Raw genomic sequence first — 22,785 nt, 5'->3', positions numbered from 1 at the left:
CGGCGAGCAACGCGTCGAGGATGGTGTCGCTGATCCGGTCGGCGATCTTGTCGGGATGGCCCTCGGTCACGGACTCCGAGGTGAAGAGACGGCGGGACATGACACTCCAAGGTGGTGAGGTCGGTGAGAACGTGGTCCGTCGGGTACGGCCACGGGGGCGCGGTCCGCCTGACGGCGTTCCGCGGGTGCTTCGTCGCCCGTCGACGGCCGGTCACGGGCCAGCTCTTCGGTGAGGGCACCGATGACGGACGGGTCGAGGACGGGTGCGGCCGCGAGACCGGCCGGGTCGGCGGGCGTGACGTTCTGGCAGGCCACGCTGACCAGATAGCGGCCTCCGAGCGCCGGCCAGGTGGCGAACGACCACTCGGCGCTGTCCACGGGTGTGCCGTCGGGCGCCCGCAGCACACCGCCCGTGTCCACACCGTGCGGGTCGAGGCCGAACTCCGTGAACCCGAACCTGAGGCCTTGCCCGAGGGCTTTGGTGTAGGCCTCCTTCAGGGTCCAGAGGCGCAGCAGCCGGTCGTCGCGCTCCGCCCCGGGAAGACGGCCGAGCAGTTCGCGTTCGGCGGGGGTGCAGGCGTGGCCGAGGAGCACCTCGGCCTCGACGCCCGCCGCCGTGGGCTCGGTGTCGACCCCGACCCTGCCGCTGCGGCACAGGCTCACCGCGATCAGGTCGTCGGCATGGGAGAGGCTGACCTCCAGCGCACCGAGACCCCGCAGGTACGGGCGGCCGTCGAGCGCGTAGGACAGGTCGAGTTCGGCGGGTCCGGTGTCCAGCACCGCCGCCGCGGTGTACTTGAGGGCGAGCCGCGAAGCGGCGAAACGATGGCGGACGACCGGCTTCGAGATGTGCCGGAAGCGCTGCCAGTCCCGGCCGAGCAGCGGTCGCAGCGAGGGTTCGGTGAGCGCGGTGCTCAGCCACTCCCCCCAGGTGGTGAGCACGGTGACGTTCCCGGCCCGCTCCATCGCGTCCTGTACGTCCTGCCAGGGCCCGAGCGGTCCCCGGATGCGTACCGGAGCGAGGAGGGGGGCCGCGGCGGCCCGCGCGGCCTCCGGCTGCCGGATCACCATGCCGCCACCGTGGACTGGAGGTCGAACCCGATGTGTCCGAGCCGGCGGCGGACCAGTTCCTCGCGCACCGTCTCCAGCACACCGGCCGGTGGTTCGGGTGCCCGCAGTCCCAGCCGTCCGACGATGCGGGTCAGCGCGAGCACGGCCCAGGCGGGCGCGGCGAGAAACGGGTCGCTGCCGTCCTGGCCCTCCCAGACGCCGAGTACGGCCGCGGCCGCGGCCAGCAGGGCGTACCGGTCGGTCAGGGCGCACCATGCGTACACCGGGAACCGCCCCGAGCCGGGTGCGGGCATCGTCAGGAGCTGTTCGCGCAGGGCGCGCAGTTCGCCCGCGCACCGTTCGGCGAGGTCGGCGAGGACGGCGATGTGACCGCCGACGCCCCGGACGCCGGCGAGACGGGCGGCGGAGGCGGTCAGCGTGGCGGCCAGGAAGTCGCCTTCGGTCACGACGCCGAGGAAGCGGTGGTCGAAGGCCGGAAGTTCGGCGCGCAGCCGGAAGAGGGCGGGCGGCGGCACGTCCTCGACGCACCAGGACCGCTCCGCGAGTCCCCGCAGCTGCGGGGCGACGACGGCCTGGCAGGCGGCGGCGTCCGCCCCGGGCGCTGCGGCCGGGAGGTCGCGCATCAGCCGGCCGAGCGTCCCGTACCGCGCTCCGGCGCGTTCGTGGCCGCGCGCGCCGAGCACGGAGGCGAGTTGTTCGAGGTTCTCGCGGAGGACACCCGGTACGAGGTACCGGGCCGCGGCGGCCGGCACCTGGGCGCGGTCGGGAAGCAGGCTCAGTGCCCGCATCGCCACGGTCGCCAGGCTGTCGCAGGCGAGCAGGTCGGCGAAGACACCGGCCAGCATCCCCTGCCAGCGGTGGGCGATGCCGTCGGGCCGCCCTTCGGAGGCGGCCCGGACCGCGGAGTGCAGGGCGGTGCCGCAGGCCGCGACGAGCAGTCCGGGCACGAGGCAGTCGCCCACCTGACGGCTCCGCAGCGCAAGGGGGAGGCCCTCCCCCACCCCGCCGATCAGCGCCCGGTCCGGGGCCGCGCAGCCGGTGAGCAGGAGGCGCGAACGGGGTGCGCCGCGCAGCCCGGTGACCGGAGTCCCGCTCACGGTCCGCAGTTCGTCGGCGGGACGGTCGGCGGCGAGCAGGAGGACGGATTCGCTGTACGGGGTCCCGGTCGGGCCGGTGCGGGCGTGGACGACGTAGGCGTCGGCTCGGGCCTCGCCGAGCAGGTCCCCCCGGCCGTCGAGCCGGAACCCGCCGACGACGGGGCGGGCCACGATCCCTCCGCGGGCGGGGTCGTCCCCGGGCGCGGGCTCGCGGGGCACCCCTGCGAGGCGGCCCCCGCCGAGGAGGAGCGCGGCCGTGGACGCACGCTGCCGCTCGGTGCCGGAGGTCCACACCGCGGAGCCGGCGAGCAGCGAACCGAGGCCGGATCCGAGGCCGAGGGTGACGTCACGGCGGAACACCGGGCGCAGTACGCGGTCCAGCAGGTCCACGCGGGTCAGCCTGCCGCCGTGCGCGGCGGGTACGAACTCGGCGCCGAGCCCGGCCTCGGCGAGGAGCCGTCCGGTCTCCTCCGGCGGCTCACGCCGGGCGTCGGCGGCGAGCAGGCTCTTCAGGCCGTGCGGGTTCGCGGGAGCGTAGGGGGCGCCGAGCAGCGCGTCGAGCCGCCGTCCGCGGCGCGCGGCCTCGGCCAGGTCGCCCGTCGCCTTGGGCCGGCGGGCGGTGTGCTCCGCGAAGGTCTCCGCTGAAACGGTCATGGCGGTGTGGATCAGTCCCTTCGTCCCGCCCGAGGTGGATCCCGGCGCTCGTCGGCCCGGAACACTGTGGGCCCACGGGCTCGACGACGGCTGGACTCCCGGTGGGCCGGTGCTGCAGCTCCCGGGTTCAGCAGAGGGCGGGGATCCTGCTCAGGTGGTCGACGACCGTGCCCAGCACCGCGCTCTGGTTGTCGACGAGGAAGAAGTGTCCGCCGGGCAGTACCTCGAAGGTGAACGCGCCGTTCGTGTGCTCGGCCCAGGCGCGTGCCTGCCCGAGGCTGACCCGCGGGTCGACATCCCCGGTGAACACGGTGACGGGGCAGGACAGGGCGGCCTGCGGCCGGTACTCGTAGGTCTCGATCGCCCGGTAGTCGTTGCGCAGGGCGGGCAGCAGCATGTCCCTCATGTCCGGGTCGTCGAGGAGCTCGGTGCCGGCTCCTCCCATGGACTTGACCCGCCGGACGAACTCGTCGTCGGGCGTCAAATGCCAGAGTTCACCCCGGCGTTCGGCCGAAGGGGCACGGCCACCGGAGGCGAAGAGCTCGGCGGGGCCGTGGCCCGCGTCCTCCAGCCGGCGTGCCACCTCGAAGCCGACGATGGAGCCCATGCTGTGGCCGAACAGGGCGTAGGGGCGGTCGGCCAGCGGCTCGACGGCCTCGGCTATCCGGTCGGCGAGCGTGGCGATGTCCGGGACGAGCGGGTCGGCGCGGCGCTCCTGCCGCCCGGGGTACTGCACGGCCAGGACTTCCACTCCCGGGGCCAGGGCGCGGGCCACCGGGAAGTAGAAGCTGGCCGAACCGCCCGCGTGCGGCAGGCAGATGAGACGGACGGGCGCGTCCGGAGCCGGACGGAAGGTGCTGAAGTACGAGCTGCGCGTAGCGGCGATGGCCGGCATGATCGTCTCCCCGTTCTGTTTGTCGGAACCCCTCCACATCTCGGCAGGTGATGCCGGAGCCCTGGTGGAGTCCTGGTACAGAACGGGGTGACGCGCCGGTCGGGTCAGCCGGTCGCCGCCGGGTCCAGGAGGACGGGCAGCGAGCTGTAGCCGTTGACGATGAAGGACCCCATCGGGGCGACCTCCTCCACGGGGAGGGCCAGCGTCATCCGCGGGAAGCGCTCCAGGATCCGGGCGAGCGCGACGGACGCCTCCAGCCGGGCCAGCGGGGCCCCGGCGCAGTGGTGGGCCCCGTGCCCGAAGCCGAGGTTCTCGCGGCGCCCGGGCCGCGTCAGGTCGAAGACGGCGGCGTCGTCACCGTGCTGTTCCGCGTCGATCCCGGCGGCGGCGAAGGACACCAGGATCGGGTCGCCCTTCTTGATCGACACGCCGTCCAGGTCGATGTCGTCCACGGCGAACCGCATGGGCGAGAAGGCCGCCGGATTGTGTGTCCGCATGGTCTCGGCGATGACGTCGTTCCAGCCCGCCCGGCCGGCCCGGACGTGCTCCAGCTGCTCGGGTCGGGACAGCAGGACGGCCAGGGCGTTCACGATCAGCGTGCAGGTCGTCTCCTGCCCCGCCGCGATCATGAGGTAGAGAGTTCCGAGGAGTTCCTGCTCCCGGAGCCCGTCGCCGTCGTCGCGGATCGCGATCAGGGCCGAGGTCAGATCGTCACCGGGAGCCGACCGCTTCTCCTCGACGAGTTCGCCCAGCATCCCGAACACCCGCAGCTGGGCCGCGGCCATCTCCGCTCCGCTGACGGTGGTGTCGAAGACGGTGTCCAGGGCGGAGCACAGCGGGCTCGTGGCGGCTGCCGACACCCCGAACAGTTCGCATATCACCTTCATGGGCAGGATCTTGGCGAACAGCGCCCGCAGATCGACCGGTTCGTCGCCGGGCAGTGTCTCCAGTACGTCCAGGAGTTCCGCGACGAGGGTCTCGACCCGTGGGCGGAGCGCTTCCGTGCGGCGGACGGTGAACGCTCCCGCGACCAGGCGGCGGAGACGGGAGTGGTCCTCGCCGTACGCGAAGAGCATGTTCTCGTTCGCCACCCACGGGTAGAGGGGCCACTCCTCGGTGATGCGTCCTTCGCGGAAGGCCGGCCAGTGCCTGCGGGCATCCTTGGAGACCCGCGGGTCGGTGAGGAGCTGCTTGATGTACCGCTGCCGGGTGACGGCCCAGGCCAGGACCTGGCCGGGGAGTTCGACCTGCACGGCGGCGCCCTGCCGCTGCAGCATGGCGGCCTCGCCGGGAAGGTCACGTCCCAGGACGTCGAGCGCGTATGGGCAGACTGGTGCTTCCATCGTGTGATCCCCCGTATGTGTCGTTGTGGTGTGAGGCGTGATCCGGTCGCCACGGACGACGTCCGGTACCCGAGTCCGTGTTCCCGTACCGGATCACGCGCTGCACTCAGGGTGAGGCGGGCTCTGTCCGTGCTTCCTGCAGTCGTACGGCTTCCGCGTACACCTCGGCGCCCCGCCCGATGTCGAACTGCAGGCGCGCGAGCACCGCGGGGGCCGCGATGGCCGCCATGAGGTTCTGGTAGAGGTCGATGACCCGTTCCGGCATGTCCTGGCGTTCCGTCATGATGTTCGACAGGACCTGGACGCCGGTGAAGGCACCGACGGCCAGCTTCGCGATGGAGTCCACGTCGATGTGCGGCAGGATCTCCCCCGCCTGCTTGGCCTCTTCGAGCAGGTCCCGGGTGTGATCGATCCACCGGCTCATCGGCACCCGCCGGTCCAGACCGTCCTTGGTCGACCCCTGGTCCACGGTCAGGCGCACGCTGCCGCTGACGATCGGGTCACCCGTCTCCTTCCGGAGGAGGTGCGCCAGCAGCAGCGCCTCGTCCAGGGACTGCTGGAGTTTCAGCTCCTGGAAGGGGACCGCGGGCAGGGCGTCGACCTGGGCTTCCAGGACTCCCTGGGCCAGGTCCTTCTTCGACGGGAAGTGGAAGTAGAGGGCCCCCTTCGTCACTCCGGACTGGGCGAGGATGTCGGAGATCGACGCCGCGTCGTATCCGACCTGGTCGAAGATCTCCGCAGCCGCAACCAGTACCGCTTGCCGCGTTCGCACAGCACGTTCCTGCCGAACCACCACGCACCTCCAGAGAAAGAAACCATCCGGTACCGATCTTACTCAAGGGTGCGTTCCTGGGTCCTTATGTCTCAGAACAGCCACTTCAAGCACGTACAGAACCGGGCATTCCGTGCATTCCCTGAAGGCTGGGCGCTGCGGACATCCCGAAGATAAAACCACTCAACCGGTTTTTCAAGCCCTCCACCGCTGGCCTGCCATGCTTGATAAAACCGGTTGGTAGGTATTTTATGTTCCTCGTCAGTCCACCGACGGCGTTCAGAGAGGTCTCTGACCATGACCATGCTGACGTTCCACGACGAGAGTGCCACTCAGGAAGCAAAGCCGGTGCACATACCCGGACAACGGGGGGCGGGGCACCGCAAGAGCGACACACCCACCGAAGTAGCGCCCCCCTCCCACCAGGAGCTGGCGCACCTGCTCTTCGACCAGGACGACCGGGACAGCGTCCACGGAACCTGGCGGCAGCTGCTCGCCACGAAGGAGTTCCGGCACCGCCCCGACCTCACCACCACCGACCGCACGGCGCTCTCCTACGAACGCCTGCGCATGGTCAACGGCCTGGTCGGATCGCCCCTCGCCCTCGCGGGGGACGCCCGGTCGCTCGCAGCCCTGCACGAGTGGGTCGGAGTCGCGGACGGCGGCGTCTGCACCCTCGCCAGCATCCACTACAACCTGTTCCTGGGCAGCCTGATCGACCATCAGGACGGCACCGACCGACGGGACCTCTCCGAGTTCACCTCGATGCGCCGGACCGGAACGTTCCTCTGCACGGAGCTGGACCACGGCAACGACGCGCCGGCTCTGCAGACCACTGCCGAGTTCGACCCCGAGACCGGGGGCTTCATCCTGCACACGCCGACCCCCGGCGCCCAGAAGTTCATGCCCAACACGAGCCTGACCGGCGGGGCCAAGAGCGCCGTCGTCGCCGCCCGTCTCGTCGTCGACGGCGAGGACCAGGGAGTCTTCCTCTTCCTCACCCGGCTGAGCGACCAGAACGGTCACCTCCCCGGAATCCACGTCCGCAGGCTCCCCGACCGCACCGGGACCCCCGTCGACCACTGCCTCACCGCCTTCGAGCACGTACGGCTCCCCCGCGAGGCCCTCCTGGAATCGGCACACGGCCGGCTCGACGACGAAGGCCGACTCGACAGCGAGGTCGGCAGCGCGCGCAAACGCTTCCTCCGCTCGATCGGCCGCGTCACCCCCGGGAAGCTCTGCATGAGCGCCGGAACCCTCGGCATGTCCCGCGCCGCCCTTGCCATCGCGGTACGCCACGCCCACTCCCGCAGCATCAGCGGCCCGAAGCTCGGCGAGCGCGTCCCCCTGGCGGCACACCGCAGCCACCACGGCCGCCTTCTGCACGGACTCGCCACGGCGTACGCGATGACCTTCCTCCACCGCGCGACGGTGTCCCGCTGGACGGAGCACACCCCCGAGGACCGGGCCGACGTCGAGCGGCTCGTCGCCATCGCCAAGGGCTGGATCACCTGGCAGGCCAGGGCCCTGACCGTCGAGGCCCGCGAACGCTGCGGAGCCCAGGGCCTGTTCCCCGTCAACGGCATCTCCGAGCTGGTCCAGAACATCGAAGGCGGGATCACCGCCGAGGGCGACAACCTCGTCATCTGGGTGAAGGCCGGATCCGAGATGCTCTTCGGGCAGGGCCTGGAACGACCCGCCCACTCCCCCACCCCTCCCGAGGGCAGGTCGCTCACCGACCTCACCTTCCTCCGCGAGCTCCTCGCCGAGGCGGTACTGCTCTGGCAGTCGCGGGCCCGTACCGCGCTGCGCCAGGGCCCCAAGGGCGACCCGCTCGGCCGGTGGAACGAAGCGTCCGGCCCCGCCCTGGAAATGGTCTCGGCCTACGCCTCCCTCAAGGCCGCCGACGCCTTCGCCGAGGCGGTGGCCCAGGCCGGGAGCGGGGCGACGCGCACGCTCCTGGAGGACCTGTGCCGGCTGTTCCTGCTCCGTCAGATCGAGGGTCACACGGGCGACCTGCTCGCGGATGGGCACCTGACCGCAGGGCACGTCCGGGCGCTCCCGAGCCTCATCAACGGCGTCATCGGGGACCTGGCACCGCACATGACGACCCTGGCGGACGCCTTCGACCTCCCCTCCGAGTTCCTGGAGGCCCTCCCGATCGCCTCCGGCAGGCGGTTCGGGGACGAGGAGGACGAGTGGGCCTGCCCCGGCTTCCGTTGAGGGCGGCGACCCGGCCGGCGGAGCTACGGGGCGGCGCTGAGCCAGGTGATGGTGACATCGTTGGCGAACGACTCCCTGCCGGTCACGGAGAACCGGGTGGGATCGAAGGGCCCGTCGAACATCGGAGTTCCCCCACCGGCGATGACCGGATAGCTCTTGATGATCAGCTCGTCGAGCTCGGTCAGCAGGGAGCCCGCCAGCCGGCCGCCGCCGCACAGCCAGATGTCCTTCCCCTCTTCCTTCTTGAGGGACCGTACGAGGTCGAGCGGATCGCCGTCGACGACGGTGACGGCCGGATCGGGGGAGTCACCGAGCGAACTCGACACGACGTACTGGCGCATGTGCTCGTACGGGCTCGGGAGTCCCTGGTCGAGAGCCGGCCGGTACGACCCCGAGCCCATCACGACGGTGTCGAAGCGCCGGTTGGGGGAACCCGCCAGACCGGCCGTCGCACGCATGACCGTGGGCACGGTCTCGGGGTACCGCGCGTTGACCCACCCCGAGTACGCCTCCGCTTGCTTCTCCCCACCGACGGGAAAGAAGCCGGACTGGCCGTCGGGGCCCGCGATGTAGCCGTCGATGCTGGCCCCGACGTAGTACACGAGCTTGCGCAATTCAAACCACTCCTGTTGCAGTACTTCAAGTGAAGTGATTTCACGGTACGAAAGGCCCCCTGGTGTGTCAACCGAGCTGATAACGACTCACTGTGACGCCTGTCACGGTACGGGCGGCCGCGCCGGCGGCGGGGTGGTCCACGCCGGACAGCGCAAGATTTCGGACGGTCTGAACCAGACAGGTATCGACGGAGACCCCCGGGACCGGCGGGGCGGGCGACCCTACGGTCCCCAGGCTTCGGTCCCTGACGGTTTACGCAGGTCAGAGCGGCCAGACCGCCCAGTCCAGGGACCGAAGGGACTCCAATCGCCAGTTATCAGCGAACCGGTGTCCCGGGTGGGAGGAGCAAGGAAAGGGGTGTTGACGTTCAGGCACGCGCGCATCCACACATCCCCACGGAGCCCATAATCAGCGATTTCAGTCCCTTCAGTCCCTGCCTCGGTCGCGAAAACGCCTCCGACCTGGGGATATTCACCAGGACTGAAGCTCAGGGACCGAACGGGTCCTGAGACCCTCCCGCCCTCCTGGAGACACTCCCCGCCGCGGGGAACGCAGTTTCTCCAGCCATGTACGGAAGCGTTCGAATGGCAAGAAAACGGCGCGAAGGCGACCGGGAGGGGCGAAGCCTCCCCTCCGAAGTCAGCCTGACCGGCCGGAACATACGAGTTCAGCGGACCGAAGGGACTCAAGGGACCGAAAACCTGATAGAAATTCAGCTCGTGCCCCACCGGCCACCACACGCCCAGAGTCGCATCGAGGATCATCACGTGCACAGCCACGGCGACAGCAGCACCCTCACGACGTCCGGGCACCCGAGCCCTCACGACGTCGCACGGTGGTGCGCCGCCCAGGGCTGGCCCGTACACCCCCTCGCCGCCGGCCGGAAGACTCCCCCGGCGAACTGCGACGACTGCAGGCGGAGCGCCCACGCGGCGGACGGCTGCCCCTGCCGCGAGGCAGGCCGCTGGTGCCACGGCTTTCACGCCGCGACCACCGAACGGACCCGCCTGGACGACTGGTGGACCTCGCATCCCTCCTTCGGCGTCGGAGTCTCCTGCGGGCCCGCAGGACTCGTCGTCCTCGACGTGGACGCCCACAGCGCGGAAGTCCCGGACAGGGCACGGCTCCTGCCGGGCATTCCGATCCACCCGGACGTGAACCTCGACGGTCTGGCCTCCGGATACGACACCCTTGCGCTGCTCGCCGCCTTCCGCGGCCGGCCGAACCCCGTGGACGACGAGGGGACCCTGAGGGTCCGCACCCCGTCCAGGGGGCTGCACATCTGGTACCGCACCGCCCCCGAAGGCCCCCGGTACCGCTCCTCCACCGGATCGAGCCCCAAGGTCGCCCTCGCCTGGCAGGTCGACCTACGGGCCGTCGGCGGCTACATCATCGCGCCCACCACCCGTACCAAGGACGGCGTCTACACCCCCGTGGGCGAGGCCCGGCTCCCCGCGCCGCTTCCCGCCTGGCTCGCCGCCGAACTCGACCGGACCGGCCACGCGATATCCACCATCCCCACCCCTCCGCCCCGACGGGCCCCCCTCCCCCACCCGGTCCCGTCCCCCCGGGCGACCGCCCGCCTGCTCGCCCCGCTGCTGGAAGAAGTCCGTGCCTGCGCGAGCACGCCGGAAGGCGCGAGCTTCACCGAGAAGCTGAACAGAGCGGCCTACACCGCAGGGGGACTCGTGGGAGCAGGGCACCTCAAGGAGGAAGAGGCCGTCCGGTCTCTGACGGAAGCAGCCGTCGCCGCCCGCCCGGGCAGGCACTCCCGCAACACCAAGATCATCAGTGATGCTCTCGCAGCGGGCAGCCGCCGCCCGCTCCACCTCGAAGGACGCCCATGAGCAGGCCCGGCGAGAGCAACCGTTTCGACGCCGTCGCGGCCGCTCAGCAGATGCTCGACCTCGAAGCCCAGGAGGAGAAGGAAGAGGAGGACCCCGTGAGCCGCCCTCCCCTGAAGGCGTCGCTCACGGTCGTCACGGAGCCGGCCCCCCACGCGACGGACTCCCACGCGACGGCCCCCCACCCGACGGACTCCCCCCTCTGCCTCCCGAGCACCCTCACCGACCGGGGAAACGCCAAACTCTTCGTCGACCTCTACCGGGACCGGTTCCGGCACGTCGAAGGCCTCGGCTGGTACAGCTGGGACCGCTACCGGTGGAAACGGACCGGCGGCGAGAAAGCGGCACTGTGGGCCGCCGGCGAGATGGCCGAGCAGATATCCGACCAGGACCCGCGAGGCCTCTTCAGCGAACGGGAGCTCCACCTCCACCGCAGGCGGACGATGTCGACACCCGGCATGAAAGCCCTCCTCACCCAGGCCAAGGCATCACCCCTGCTCACCCTCGACCCCGACTCGCTGGACGGCGACCCCTACGCCCTGTGCACCCCGGGCGGCGTCGTCGACCTCCACACCGGGGAACTGAGGCCGGCCGACCCGTCCCGGGACTTCCACTCGCGGGCGACGAGCGTCTCGCCGCAGAACATGCCGACCCCCCGCTGGCACCGATTCCTCCAGGACACCTTCGGCGACGACGCCGAAGGCCGGGAGATGATCGACTTCCTCCACCTGCTGCTCGGCTACTCGATCACCGGAGACGTCGGCGGACAGGTCCTGCCCTTCCTCCACGGACAGGGCAAGAACGGAAAGTCGGTTCTCCTCGACGCCATGATCCAGATACTCGGCGACTACGCCGACGCGGCCCCGCCGGGATTCCTCATGGACCGGGGAGCCTTCTCGGAACACTCCACGGAACTCACCGAACTCCACGGTCGGCGCATCGTCGTCTGCAGCGAACTCAAGCCCAACGACAAGTTCGACGAGGCAAGGGTCCGGCTCCTCACGGGCGGCGACCAGCTGAAGGCCCGGCGCATGCGCCAGGACTACTTCTCCTTCACACCCACCCACCACCTCTGGCTCCTCGGCAACCACCGGCCCGAAGTCACCACGGGCGGCTTCGCGTTCTGGCGCAGGATCCGGCTCATCCCCTTCGAACGGACCGTGCCCGACCACCGCAAGATCGACAACCTGGCCCGCGTCCTGGTCCAGGAAGAAGGCCCCGGCATCCTCCACTGGCTGATCGAAGGCGCCAAGCGCTACCTCCGCACCCGGGACACCCTCTCCGGCCCCGACCGGGTACGCATCGCCACCGACGCGTACGCGGCCACCGAGGACCACATCGGCCGATTCCTCACCGAGTGCTGCACACGGGAGAGCCGCACCGGCACGGAACTCCGTGTCGAGCAGGCCCAGCTCTACGCCGCCTACAGCGCCTGGTGCCTCGCAGGCGAGGGAATCCGCCCCGCCGGAACCCGCGCCTTCGCCACCCGCGTACGGCTCGACATCGGTCTTGCGTCCCCGACGGACATGATCAAGTCCAACGGCCGGAAGTTCTACCCGAACATCGGCCTCATCACCGAGTAGGTGACGAAGCAGCCATGCAGACATCCGCCTCCCTCACGTCGAGAACGGCCACGCTCTACGATACGTACGAACGCGGGGAGGACGCCGGGGGCGAGACCCCTGAACACGCACAGCGGAAACCGGCAGGCATCCGCTCGACCCGAGACCACGAAGAGGGGCCGCGGCCATGAGCTCGCTACTGGACGAGGGCGATCTCTCCCACGAGACCGGAGTGGTGTGGCTGGAGAACACCGGACCGCTCGACTACGTACGCCAGGCCCTCGACAAGACGCCGCGTAAGCGCAACAGGCCGAGGTACGAACGCGACGGCCGCATGGTCGGCTACTCGGAACTCGACGACACCGCCGAAGCCGATCCCGACTCGGGCTTCTACCGCCGCCGGGTCTTCTTCCTCCTCCCCCACGACCGCGACAACGAACCGCGCGGGCTGTACCAGGAGGGCGCCCCGGGAGAGGCCGTGGACCCACGCACCGTGGAACCCCGCAAGGTCGGCGAGAAGACCCCCCGCTCCCAACGAGGCCCCGCCATCAACGCCTCCCCGGCAACCTGACGACCGCGAGAAGCACCTGAGGCCGGACTCGGAACGCGGAACGTGAAACCTGCCGTCCGGGTCTGAATTCCCCTCACCGACGAGCCAGGACCTGTCCTCCGACAACCGGGCCGGCGGCACGTCGTACAGCACGTCCGGAAACACGACGACGCCCCCGCCTTCCGCACGGAAGGACGGGGGCGTCGCGTCTTCTGGTTACGCGTCTCGTACGAGCCCGGCGGCAACCTGCTGCAGGATGGACCCGAGCGAAGCACGGTCCTGCGGCGCGAGATCCCCCCGCATGTCCGCGATCACGGCCTCGACGCCACTGCTGCGCCGGAAGTAACGCTGGATGAACGCGCTCCGCTGGACCGGGTCGAGCCTGTCGAAGGCCATGTCCATGAGAGCCACGCCGTCGTTCCACGGCACGGCGAGCACCGGCTCGGCCGGGCCGGCCGCGGTGCTCCGCGGTTCCGGAACGGCAACCGCCGAATCGACAACTGCCGACTCTGCCGGCACGGCGACCTCGGTGGCCAGCACTCCCCCACCGGACACTCCCCCACCGAAGTCGGGCACCTCAGCCCCGACCTTCAAAACCGGGTTTTGAACCCGAGGGGTCGACGGCTCCGGAACAGCGGCCCGCTTACGAGGAGCCTTCGGCTCCTGAGCCCTGCGCATCTCCTCAGCCGCAACAGCCTTCTGCTGCTCCGGGTCCTGGATCTTGGCGATCTTCTCGGCCGTCTTCACCTTGATCTGCTTGGTGTCGACGACATCCCGGAGCTCGGGCGTCAGGTTGAGCAGCGCCAGACGGTTGGAGACGTACATCTGCGACTTGCCGATGCGCTCCGCGACCTTCTCCTGAGAGCCGTGCCGCTCGACCATCCGCTGCAGGAACTCCGCCTCTTTGTAGGGCGGGATGTTCTTGCGGTGGATGTTCTCGATGACGACGGCCTCGTCGACCTTGTCGTCGTCCTCGTTGCCGAGGCGATCACGTACCCGGATCTCGAACTTCGTCCAGCCGAGCTGCTTCGCCGCGTGGAAGCGCCGGTTGCCGAGGATGACGACCCACTCGGCGTCACCGATCAGAGAACCACGCTCCGGCTTGAGGCGGAGATACGCCTCGCGGGACAGGGCGACAGCCGGCTGCAGCTGACCGACCGACTTCATCGACTCCTTGAGCTCACGGAAGTCGGAGTCCTCGTCGGAGTAGTCGAGCTCGGTGCGCGGGTTCTCCGGGTTGCCGACGAGCGTGTGCATGTACACGGTCGTCGGCGTCGTTTCCGTCCTGGCGGGCTCGTCGACGGAGACGCGCTTGCCGCCGGGCTTGCCGGGACCGTCGAGCAGGTCGGTCCACGGCTTCTTCGCCGCCATCAGCGCGAACCCTTCCTGCCGGCACCGAGCTCCAGAGCCAGCTGGTAGAAGTCCTCGCGCGCCTCCATGGCGACGCGGTTCTTCTTGTACTGGGTGACGACGGTGCCTTCGAGGGCGGCCCGGGTGTGCACCTTGTAATGCCGGATCACGGTGTTGGCCAGGTTCCAGCCCTGTGCCCGCACGAAGTCCTTGGTCTGATCGAGGTCGGCTTCGCCGTCGCGCGGGTCCCAGTTGTTGATCACGACGAGGTAGGGGATGCCGAGTGGCTTCACGACCTCCTCGATGGTGTCCCGGGTCGGCATGAAGCCGAGCGGCTCCGGCTCGACGGGGACGATGATGTCGTCGGCGTTGGTCAGCACCGCGCGCATCGCGTCAGCGGCCGTGCTCTTGCCGAACGGGTCGCCGGCCTCCTCCTTCTCGTCCTCGGGAAGGTCCATCCAGCCCGGGGTGTCGATGAAGGCGTGCTTGATCCGGCGGGACTTCTTCAGATGGGAGAACAGCTCCAGGTCGTCCTTGGAGTTGATCTGCTCGAAGGAGAAGGGCAGCTCTTGGCCCACGCGTTCCGACCACCACGTGGTCGAACCCTGAGGGTCGGCGGAGACGGCGGCGACGTAGTGGGGGTCGCCTTCGGGGGCTGCGCCCAGAACGTGGGCTGTGATGGCCGCGGTGTTGACGGTGAGAGTCGACTTCCCGACCCCACCCTTGCGGTTGATGAGCGCGGTAATCCGTGCCATGGGTGGTACTCCTGATGCTCCGTATGCTTCCCAACCACGTCGGCTGGTACTAGCGGACGTCGACAGGATGCCACGTATCCCCTGGTTCACAGGCACGCCGGCACGGCGTTTTCAAAACCGGGTTTTGAACCGAACCCCTGATTCCGCCCCCGCCCGCCCTCGGCGCCCGAGGCGAACCACGCTGCTCCGACAGGGGCTCTCTTCAAAACCCGGTTTTGAAGAGAGCCCCATCCACCGACCACCCCCGGACCGGAGGAAGACGTCGCGTCCCCCGCCCCAGGGTCCGGGGAGCCCGCCGCGAGTGCCCTCACCTTCATGGGCTCAGGACCGGCCGCGAAGAGCCGACCGGTCCATGACTTCAAAACCGGGTTTTGAACGAGGCGACGCAAGCCGTCCGGCAGCCCCGTTTCAAAACCCGGTTTTGAACCCGAGCCAGACCTGCGCCCCGCCGACCACCGCGCGGCGCGGTCCGCTGAAGGGCCTGGACGGGACCCGTGGGTTCCGCCCGGAGGCATCTCCTCCAGGGTCACAGATCACGTGGACCACCAGGCCGGGATCGGTCTGGCGGTCGATCTTGTCGAGGAAGTCGCGGAAGTCCACGGCCCGGTGCTGGGCGCACCCCGGGCCTCGGCTCGTCGGCGAGTTCGTCGAGCCTGGCCCGCAGAAACCTCGTGCGCCACTTGGCGACGGCGCCCCGGCTGACTCCCAGACGGGCGGCGACCGCCAGGTTGGGGCCGCCCTTCGCACATGCCGGCACGATCCGAGCCCGCAGGGCCAGACCTTGCACGGTCGGCCGGAGCTTGACCCAGTTGTTCAACACCGCTCGGTCTCACTCAGGACCAGCGGCTCCAGCCTGTTGTCACCCACAACCCACAGCAGACCGAAGCCAACCGACACCCGTCAGCCAAACCCACGAAAGTGGTACGCAAAGCGACCCACGTGGTGCCCAGCGAACTCACAACCAGATCACCAGCCCTACAGGAGCGGCACGACTTCCACCGACACTTCGAGCTGCGCAAGGTCTCGCTGGGCACCTGCGGGCGCCCCCACGGAACCCCGTATACGCACGAACATGCCTGCATCAGCTGCCGCGTCCTCCAGATCGACCCACGCCGACGAGGCCGCGTGGCAACGGCTGGCTCGGCTAGGTCGACCGTCCGAGAAGTGGGTCAGCGGTCCGAACGAGTCGGTGTGAGAGCCCTCGGCCCAACAGCTGGCGCCCGCACTGATGCCCAGCAAGGGGCCGCGCCTGCCCCGAAGAACTGCTCGATGTAGGCCGGGGAGTCACCACTGGCTGTCGGAGTGAAGCACACCCTGGGGCGGGCAACGGGCACCTGATCGAGCACCCAGCCATCCAGCAGACCGTCGTCGTCGGTGGAGAAGCCGCCTCCGAGGAGAGACAGACGACGTTCGGGAAGGAGAGCCACGAGGGGCCTCTTCAGATCAGGACGCACATGCGCACGATGCCCTGAACCGTGCCACGCGACCGGCAACGCCCGCAATCGAATAGTCCCTCAGGCTGCCCGACGCGCTTCCCCTCCAGGGCAGGACAAGACCAACCGCGGGGGAGTACCTCTGATGAGAGAACCATCCAGCTACCCCGAGCCGATACCCCGCAGCAAGGCCGAAGCGGACCGACCCGCTCTGAGGCGAGCCGATCGACCGACAGTCCAAGACCGCGTACCCACGTTCTGATCTCAGTCGCTTCGGTCGCTGGCTCTTCAGTCGCTCCACGGCGTCCGTCGCTCCACAGCTTCAGTCACTGCACAGCTTCAGTCGCTGCCCCCAGTGACCCAGCGACTGAAGCACAACTACCGTCGCTTTCTTCAGTCGCTGGCATAAAACCGCAGGTCAGAGCCCTCACAACTCCCCAATCAGCGACTGAAGCGACCGAAGCTCTATATATCAGCCGTACAGATCGCGCGTGTGTGCCTGATATATAGGCGTCTTGAGTCGCTTCAGTCGCTGTTTTGGCTAGCGCTACCCCTCTGACCTGCGGTTTTATACAGCGACTCAAGCCAGCGACTGAGAGCGACCGAAGCGCTGCCCCGAGCGCCCAGTCGCTGGATCACTCTTCTGCACGACGCGCCCGCTCTCAACATGGCTTGGCCCGACCCGTGTTTTCGCTAGGCTGTCTCCGTCGTTGAGTCGCTTCAGTCGCTATTGGGGGAACAAGATGCCTGCTGAGCTGCGGGTTCCCTACAGCGACCCACCAGTCGCCGAACCCGTTCCGCAGGGACTTGACCCCCTTGTGCTCGCTCGCTGGTGCGTGAGCCACGGCTGGCCCGTCCACCCGCTGGCTCCGGGCAAGAAGACCCCTGCCGCGAACTGCGCCGCCTGCCGCGAGCAGGGACACGACTCCAGGACGTGCATGTGCCGGGCCGAAGGCAGGTGGTGCCACGGCTTCCACGCCGCCACGCTGGACAGCAGCCGAATCCAGCAGTGGTGGGGCCCCCGCCGGCAGATGGGTGTGGCCGTCTCCTGCGGGCCGGCGAACCTCGTCGTCATAGACATCGACGCCCACCCGGGCCACCCGCCCGCCAGGGACAGGCTCCTGCCCGGCATCGACATCGCTGAGGAAATCGACGTATCCGCGATGACCACCGGCTTCCACACCCTGGCCGTACTCGCGGCGCTGCGCGGGCAGGACAGCCCCGCCGACGACACCACCACCCTGCGGGTACGCACCCCGTCAGGAGGCCTCCACGTCTGGTACCGCACCACCGACGCCCGCCGCTGGCAGTGCTCCACCGGCTCGGGCAAGACCCGAGCCCTCGCCTGGCAGGTCGATGTCCGCGCCGACGGCGGCTACATCATCGCTCCCGGCACCACCACCGAAGCCGGCGTCTACCAGCCGCTGGGCACCGTACGAACCCCGGCCCCGCTCCCGGGCTGGCTCGCCCAGGAACTGCAGCGCACCCACCACCTGCCCGCGGCACACGTACCGGCCCCACGCCCCGTCCCGTCCCGGGCTCGCCAAGCGGTCTCGGCTGCCCGCGGGGGAGGCAACCCGATCCTCGCCACGCTCACCAGGGTCCTCACCGAGGTCTCCGACTGCGCCGGAGTCACCGAAGGCGCGGGATTCTCGGAGAAGCTCAACCGGGCCGCCTACACGCTCGGTGGACTCGTCGCCGCCGACCACCTCCCCGCCCAGGCCGCCGAGGACGCCCTCATGGAGGCGGCCCGCCACGCCCGCCCCGGGCAGGACCGACGAGCCGAAGCGATCATCCGCAGCGGCATGACCGCAGGCGCCCGCCGCCCGCTTCACCCCGGGAGCCGCCCGTGACCAGCTCCGCGAGCGGGGACCCGAACACGCTCTTCGACTTCGACCCCCACGACCTGGCCGCCCAGATCATCGCCAAGTCGACTCCCGTCCTGCCCCCTCAGCAGGCCGGGCACAGCTCCTCCGCCTGGGCACCGGGGGAGGCGACCGCCCACGGCCTGGTCCCCGACTCCCTCACGGACCGGGGCAACGCCAAGCTGTTCGTCAAGCTCTACCAGACCGACTTCCGGCACGTCCCGGGCCTCGGCTGGTACCGCTGGGACACCACCCGCTGGCAGGTCGACGAGGACGACTCCGTCCTCTGGGCGGCGGGGGAGATCGGCGAACACCTCGCCACCACCGACCCGACCGGAGAACACACCGTCGAGTCCCTGCGCAAGCACCGTCGACGCGCGCTGAGCACCTCCGGCATCAACGCCCTGCTCATCCAGGCGAGATCGGCCCCAGGCATGGTCCTCAAGGCCGAACACCTCGACGCCGACCCCTACGCCCTGTGCACCCCCTCGGGCCTCGTAGACCTCCACACAGGGCTTCTGCGCAAGCCCGACCCGAACAAGGACTTCCACTCCCGCTCGACCGCCGTGGGCCCCGCCGTGATGCCGATCCCGAGGTTCCTGCGCTTCCTCGACGACACGTTCGGCGACGACGCCGAAGGCGTCGCGATGAACCGCTTCCTGCAGCTGCTCCTCGGCTACTCCATCACCGGCGACGTCGGCGGCCAGGTCATGCCGTTCCTCTTCGGCGCGGGCAAGAACGGCAAGTCCGTCCTCCTCGACGTCCTGATGAAACTCCTGGGCGACTACGCCGACGCCGCCCCGCCCGGCTTCCTCATGGCCCGCCCCTACGAAGGCCACCCCACCGACCTCGCAGAGCTCCACGGCCGGCGCGTCGTCGTCTGCTCCGAGGTCAAGCCCGGCGACAAGTTCGACGAGGCCCGCGTCAAGCTCCTGACCGGTGGAGACCGCATCAAGGCCCGCCGCATGCGGCAGGACTTCTTCTCCTTCAACCCCACCCACAAGCTCTGGCTGCTGGGCAACCACCGCCCCGAGGTCGGCACGGGCGGATTCGCCTTCTGGCGCCGCATGCGACTGATCCCCTTCGAACGCACCGTCTCCGACGACCGCAGGATCGACAACCTCGCCGACATCCTCGTCGCGGAGGAGGGACCCGGCATCCTGAACTGGCTCATCGACGGCGCCCGCCGCTACCTCAGCGGCGAGAAGGACCTCACGGGCCCCGACAAGGTCCGTATCGCCACCACGGCCTACGCCGAGACGGAGGACCACACGGGCCGCTTCTTCGACGAGGCCTGCATCCTCGGCCCCGACTGCCGGACCGAGCAGAAGACCCTCTACGACGCGTATCGCGCGTGGTGCAGCAGCGAGGGCTGTCTGGCCATGAGCAGCCGTACTTTCGCCGCCCGGGCCCGCGAGCTCCTCGGGCTGGCCTCCCCGAAAGAGATGATCCTGTCGAATTCGAGGAAGTACTACCCTGGTATCGGACTGCTCGCCCGCGAGGAGACGTCATGAGTTCCCTGATCAGCGAGAACGATCTCAAGCACGAGACCGAGCTGGTCTGGCTCGAGGACGTCTCCCGCCTCGACTACGTCCGCCAGAGCCTCGACCGCCTGCCCACCCGCTCGGGCAAGCCGGCCTACCACCGCGACGGCCGCATGATCGGCTACGCCGTCCTCAGCACGGACGCGAAGGCCTCCCGAGCCTCTGGCACCTTCCGCCGCCGCGTCTTCTGGCTCCTCCCGCACGACAGGGACAACGAACCCCAAGGCCTCTACGCGGGCTCCGCCCCGGCCGAGGCGATCGACCCCGACACCCTCCGCCCCACGGTCAAGGGCCGCAAGACCGAACGCAGCGAAGGCGGCCCCCCGTCCACAGCGATGAGAGACCTGGGCATAGGCCTCCCACTCTGAGCGACCGAAGCGACCGAAGCGACTGAGAACTCAAGCAAAGCAGTCAGAGGTCCGTGGGCGTACCCGGTAGTCCTGCTGAACGACTGCGTCTTGGTGAACGGGAGGCTCGTAGAAGGGTGAATCACCGCTCAGCCCATCCAGCGACCGAAGAGGCTGGATCACGACCCGCTGCCTCCTGGACGGCGGCACGCCGGCCGCTGCCCGAGCGGGCAGACGCCTTCCCCGTGCCCGTGCGGAACCCGGGCTCGACCAGTCCTGCCACTCGACCGCTGTTCCGGGACGACTGCGTGACGTCTTTCTGCGGCTCCTGCGAAATGGCAAGCAGCTCGATCCCCTCTTCACCACGAGCGCGAAATCCCTCAAGGACCCGGAGGCGAACAGGTCCTCGGTTTGTCCGCGTACTTTTTCGTTGTGTCGCTCCTCGCTCATCAGCCGCTCCGGGCTGACGACCGGATCCTGAATTTCCAGGACGATGATCTGGTACCGCGCCAGCAGCCCTCGTGTCACTGAGCCTTTTCCAACCTCGCGCTGACGCGTGGTGAAGGACGAGGACGGCCTGGACGATCGGCGTGATGCGGTTGGTGCTGCAGCGGAGCTTCCGTAGGAGACGCCAGCCCTTCAGGGTGGCCATGGCTTGCTCGCCGAGGCAGCGGATTCTGGCGTGTGCGCTGTTGTGGCGACGCTGCCACCGCTTGAGGCGACGGCAGCGGAAGGGCACCCGGATGGAGCCGCCGGCGCCCTGGTATGTCTTGTCGGTCCAGCACTTGAGGTCGGCGTGGGTGAGTGCTTCGACGATGCGTGGGTGCGGGCGGCGGTCAGGTCGTGGGTGGAGCCGGGCAGCGCGGGCGAGGCCCACAGCAGGCGGCCGAACGGGTCGGTGAGGACTTGGATGTTCATGCCGTGGCGCTTGTGCTTGCCCGAGTAGTACGGGGTGTCGGCGGCGAGTTGGGTGTAGGTGTCACCACAGCGCAGATGGGCCAGGGCGAGCAGAGCCTGACGGCCGGCGGTCAAACACCTCCACCGGGTCCCGATCTCCCCTCGCCGAGCAGCGAGTCGCCCGGTCAGATACCGCAGGGTGCGACTGGACAGGTCGATCGACGACGGGTAGGCAAGCACACGAAGCTCCTGGTGACTGCGGGCGATCTTGGTCGAGAACCCGTCTACCAGGAGCTTCGTCGTTCTGCAGTTCCTTCCAACACGTGACTGAGCGCTTCAGCTGGCCGGTTGAGCGTTGACCGGGCAGGTGCGTCGTATCCCGTGCGGGCGTCGTCCCCGTTCTACTCCACCGGCTCGCACCAGGCGGCGACGAGATCGTGGAAGTGCGAGAAACGGGTGCCGGGAACAGTCTCACCACTGAACGTCTCGCCGTTGAGCCAGCAGATGTCGAAGATGTCGGTCTCGGTGTCAAGAAGGCAGCACACACCACCGGTGGTGGCGGTGAGGTCGGTGAACACCTTCCTGACGCTCGCGGACTGCACGAACATTCGGCTCATGCTCGAGGAAGCGGCTGTGAACTGCAGCGACGCAAAGTTCGGGTGCCATGCAGGGGAGAACCTGACCGTCAGGTAGATGTACCCGACCGAGACTCGTCCCTGCTCGTCGACCCCGTCGGAATCGCGGAGGAAGAACTCGCGCACCGCGTCGTCGACGCCGACGGCGATCGAGGTGTCCAGTTCGAGCGAGTCGCCTGATGAACAGTCGACCGGTTCGCTCTTGAACTTCGAGGTGAACGGCACGAGCAACTGCTCTCCGCCCGGCAGGGTCACTGGGAGCAGTGGCGTCTCGCGGCCTCGGGGCGCGAGCTCGGCAAGCCGGGTCAGTGCTCTCGCAACGTTCCGAGGGGGCATGAAGATCTCATAGCTGTAGTCCAGCCCCATACCCGCCCGCCTCCCCAGTCCTGAACCGTCATCCTGTCATGATCAGGATCGATCGCCCAGTTGATTCCAACGCCGCTGGCTTCGTCCGGACGCGGTCGGCAACGTAGATGAACATCGGCTCGTCTCCGAGGAGGTCAGCTCCGAGCGAACGGGCTGCCGCCCACTGCTCGCGGGGACCCCGCAGCGGATGAAGACGCCGATCTGACTCGGCTCCACCTGCCGTTCCAAAGTGCGACCTGACTGACGAAGGCACTACCAGGAGCCGAACGCTCAGGTGGCCAGATCAACCGCTCACCGGCCGCCTGAAGCGCTCAGTAATAACACGCGGCCACCGCCGTCAGGTTGGAAATGGTTCACGGTCTCAATCTGATGAGCACGCAGATCGCTCTTCTTCATGACCACAGAAAAGCTCCTTCTTCCAGAATGCGGCGCTCAATCAGAAAAGAATGCCCGGCGCACAAGTGACAGGCCAGGGGTGGTGTCACCCTAACCCAAACGCTACACACCCAAGCATCCATGATGCATCACCCACAGAACAAGCCCATCCTGAAGGCCAGCGTGCGACTCACCCCCCACTCGCACGGTTCACAAGATACGCCGACGAGACATCGGCAAACGCGAGCGGCCAGCCATCAAGGATGAGGAGAGGTTCGGGCGGAGCGCAGCGGAGCCCGTCACTACGGTAGAACCGACACTCCGTCAGACCAATGACCCGTCACCTCCTATACAGAGGTGAACGCTGAGATTCCCAGACTCTACACAGACCCGCACACGATGCACCCCTCCCTACTGTCAGCCAAAGCATCCGCGCTTGCGCGGATGCCCCTCATTCGCGCAAGCGCGAATGAGCACTTGCCTAGAATTCCGCTTGCGGAATTCTATTCCGGCGCTTGCGCCGGAATAGAATTGCGCCTGCGCAATTCGTGCTCTATGACCCGGCTTGCCGGGTCATAGCCCGCTCCGCGGG

Annotated in this window: 19 protein-coding genes and 2 pseudogenes; 7 read left to right on the top strand and 14 right to left on the bottom strand. The window is 68.9% G+C overall.

What is annotated here, in order from left to right; genetic code table 11:
• The 6 genes from ACZ4XX_RS39055 to ACZ4XX_RS39030 all read right to left on the bottom strand — a co-directional run.
• Positions 1-100: S-adenosylmethionine synthetase N-terminal domain-containing protein (locus ACZ4XX_RS39055; RefSeq protein ID WP_468512562.1), on the bottom strand; the 100-nt coding region annotated here is incomplete at its 3' end.
• On the bottom strand, positions 67-1,071 hold the full coding sequence (locus ACZ4XX_RS39050) for a 4'-phosphopantetheinyl transferase family protein (protein ID WP_468512560.1): 1,005 nt from the start codon (positions 1,069-1,071) through the stop codon (positions 67-69). The genes ACZ4XX_RS39055 and ACZ4XX_RS39050, both read right to left, overlap by 34 nt.
• Positions 1,065-2,822, bottom strand: coding sequence for an acyl-CoA dehydrogenase (locus tag ACZ4XX_RS39045; RefSeq protein ID WP_468512559.1), 1,758 nt, complete (start codon positions 2,820-2,822; stop codon positions 1,065-1,067). The genes ACZ4XX_RS39050 and ACZ4XX_RS39045 overlap by 7 nt, the downstream gene beginning before the upstream one ends.
• 127 nt (positions 2,823-2,949) lie before the next feature.
• Positions 2,950-3,717, bottom strand: a complete 768-nt coding sequence (locus ACZ4XX_RS39040; protein WP_468512558.1) for a thioesterase II family protein — start codon at positions 3,715-3,717, stop codon at positions 2,950-2,952.
• Positions 3,718-3,821: 104 nt separating this feature from the next.
• Complete coding sequence (locus tag ACZ4XX_RS39035; protein WP_468512557.1) at positions 3,822-5,060, bottom strand: cytochrome P450 family protein; 1,239 nt, start codon at positions 5,058-5,060, stop codon at positions 3,822-3,824.
• Positions 5,061-5,166: 106 nt separating this feature from the next.
• Entirely contained in the window at positions 5,167-5,832 is a 666-nt protein-coding gene (locus tag ACZ4XX_RS39030; protein WP_468512556.1) for a ScbR family autoregulator-binding transcription factor, read from the bottom strand.
• A 297-nt stretch (positions 5,833-6,129) separates the two neighbouring features.
• Here ACZ4XX_RS39030 and ACZ4XX_RS39025 point away from each other — a divergent pair, with 297 nt between their 5' ends.
• The gene (locus ACZ4XX_RS39025) at positions 6,130-8,055 is read left to right on the top strand and encodes an acyl-CoA dehydrogenase family protein (protein WP_468512555.1); all 1,926 of its coding nucleotides are present in this window, start codon (positions 6,130-6,132) and stop codon (positions 8,053-8,055) included.
• A gap of 23 nt (positions 8,056-8,078) precedes the next feature.
• Here ACZ4XX_RS39025 and ACZ4XX_RS39020 read toward each other — a convergent pair whose 3' ends face one another.
• Positions 8,079-8,669 (bottom strand): dihydrofolate reductase family protein, encoded by a 591-nt coding sequence (locus tag ACZ4XX_RS39020; RefSeq protein ID WP_468512554.1) that lies wholly within the window; start codon positions 8,667-8,669, stop codon positions 8,079-8,081.
• A 768-nt stretch (positions 8,670-9,437) separates the two neighbouring features.
• Between ACZ4XX_RS39020 and ACZ4XX_RS39015 the strand changes: the two genes are divergently transcribed.
• From ACZ4XX_RS39015 to ACZ4XX_RS39005, 3 genes are all read left to right on the top strand, one after another.
• Complete coding sequence (locus tag ACZ4XX_RS39015; RefSeq protein WP_468512553.1) at positions 9,438-10,517, top strand: bifunctional DNA primase/polymerase; 1,080 nt, start codon at positions 9,438-9,440, stop codon at positions 10,515-10,517.
• Positions 10,514-12,097 carry a DNA primase family protein gene (locus ACZ4XX_RS39010; RefSeq protein ID WP_468512552.1) on the top strand — a complete coding sequence of 528 codons (1,584 nt, stop codon included), beginning with the start codon at positions 10,514-10,516 and terminating at the stop codon, positions 12,095-12,097. The genes ACZ4XX_RS39015 and ACZ4XX_RS39010 overlap by 4 nt, the downstream gene beginning before the upstream one ends.
• A gap of 166 nt (positions 12,098-12,263) precedes the next feature.
• Positions 12,264-12,647, top strand: a complete 384-nt coding sequence (locus ACZ4XX_RS39005; protein WP_468512551.1) for a DUF6009 family protein — start codon at positions 12,264-12,266, stop codon at positions 12,645-12,647.
• Between the two features lie 195 nt (positions 12,648-12,842).
• Here the strand turns inward: ACZ4XX_RS39005 and ACZ4XX_RS39000 are convergent, their stop codons facing one another.
• From ACZ4XX_RS39000 to ACZ4XX_RS38980, 5 genes and pseudogenes are all read right to left on the bottom strand, one after another.
• Entirely contained in the window at positions 12,843-13,997 is a 1,155-nt protein-coding gene (locus tag ACZ4XX_RS39000; RefSeq protein WP_468512550.1) for a ParB/RepB/Spo0J family partition protein, read from the bottom strand.
• A complete protein-coding gene (locus ACZ4XX_RS38995; RefSeq protein ID WP_468512549.1) occupies positions 13,997-14,731 on the bottom strand; it encodes a ParA family protein in 735 nt (244 codons plus the stop codon). Before ACZ4XX_RS38995 ends, ACZ4XX_RS39000 begins: the two co-directional genes overlap by 1 nt.
• Positions 14,732-15,139: 408 nt before the next feature.
• Positions 15,140-15,331: a hypothetical protein gene (locus ACZ4XX_RS38990; RefSeq protein ID WP_468512563.1), complete on the bottom strand. Its 192-nt coding sequence runs from the start codon at positions 15,329-15,331 to the stop codon at positions 15,140-15,142.
• The gene (locus ACZ4XX_RS38985; RefSeq protein ID WP_468512561.1) at positions 15,258-15,488 is read right to left on the bottom strand and encodes a helix-turn-helix domain-containing protein; all 231 of its coding nucleotides are present in this window, start codon (positions 15,486-15,488) and stop codon (positions 15,258-15,260) included. Before ACZ4XX_RS38985 ends, ACZ4XX_RS38990 begins: the two co-directional genes overlap by 74 nt.
• Before the next feature lie 395 nt (positions 15,489-15,883).
• A pseudogene (locus tag ACZ4XX_RS38980) lies at positions 15,884-16,134 on the bottom strand (hypothetical protein); the annotation flags it as partial.
• 773 nt (positions 16,135-16,907) lie between these two features.
• Between ACZ4XX_RS38980 and ACZ4XX_RS38975 the strand changes: the two are divergent.
• Genes ACZ4XX_RS38975 through ACZ4XX_RS38965 form a run of 3 tightly spaced genes read left to right on the top strand, consistent with a single transcriptional unit; the run spans position 16,908 to position 19,941 of the window.
• Positions 16,908-18,017, top strand: a complete 1,110-nt coding sequence (locus ACZ4XX_RS38975) for a bifunctional DNA primase/polymerase (protein WP_468512548.1) — start codon at positions 16,908-16,910, stop codon at positions 18,015-18,017.
• Entirely contained in the window at positions 18,014-19,543 is a 1,530-nt protein-coding gene (locus ACZ4XX_RS38970; RefSeq protein WP_468512547.1) for a DNA primase family protein, read from the top strand. Before ACZ4XX_RS38975 ends, ACZ4XX_RS38970 begins: the two co-directional genes overlap by 4 nt.
• Entirely contained in the window at positions 19,540-19,941 is a 402-nt protein-coding gene (locus ACZ4XX_RS38965) for a DUF6009 family protein (RefSeq protein WP_468512546.1), read from the top strand. The genes ACZ4XX_RS38970 and ACZ4XX_RS38965 overlap by 4 nt, the downstream gene beginning before the upstream one ends.
• A 526-nt stretch (positions 19,942-20,467) precedes the next feature.
• Here the strand turns inward: ACZ4XX_RS38965 and ACZ4XX_RS38960 are convergent.
• Positions 20,468-21,057: pseudogene (locus ACZ4XX_RS38960) on the bottom strand (transposase family protein); the annotation flags it as partial.
• Between the two features lie 161 nt (positions 21,058-21,218).
• Complete coding sequence (locus ACZ4XX_RS38955) at positions 21,219-21,818, bottom strand: hypothetical protein (RefSeq protein WP_468512545.1); 600 nt, start codon at positions 21,816-21,818, stop codon at positions 21,219-21,221.
• Between the last annotated feature and the right edge of the window lie 967 nt (positions 21,819-22,785).

The sequence above is a fragment of the Streptomyces sp. NPDC029956 genome, from assembly GCF_055574655.1.
Note: the sequence above shows the minus strand (reverse complement) of the source record. Positions and strands in the feature narration are given on the sequence as shown.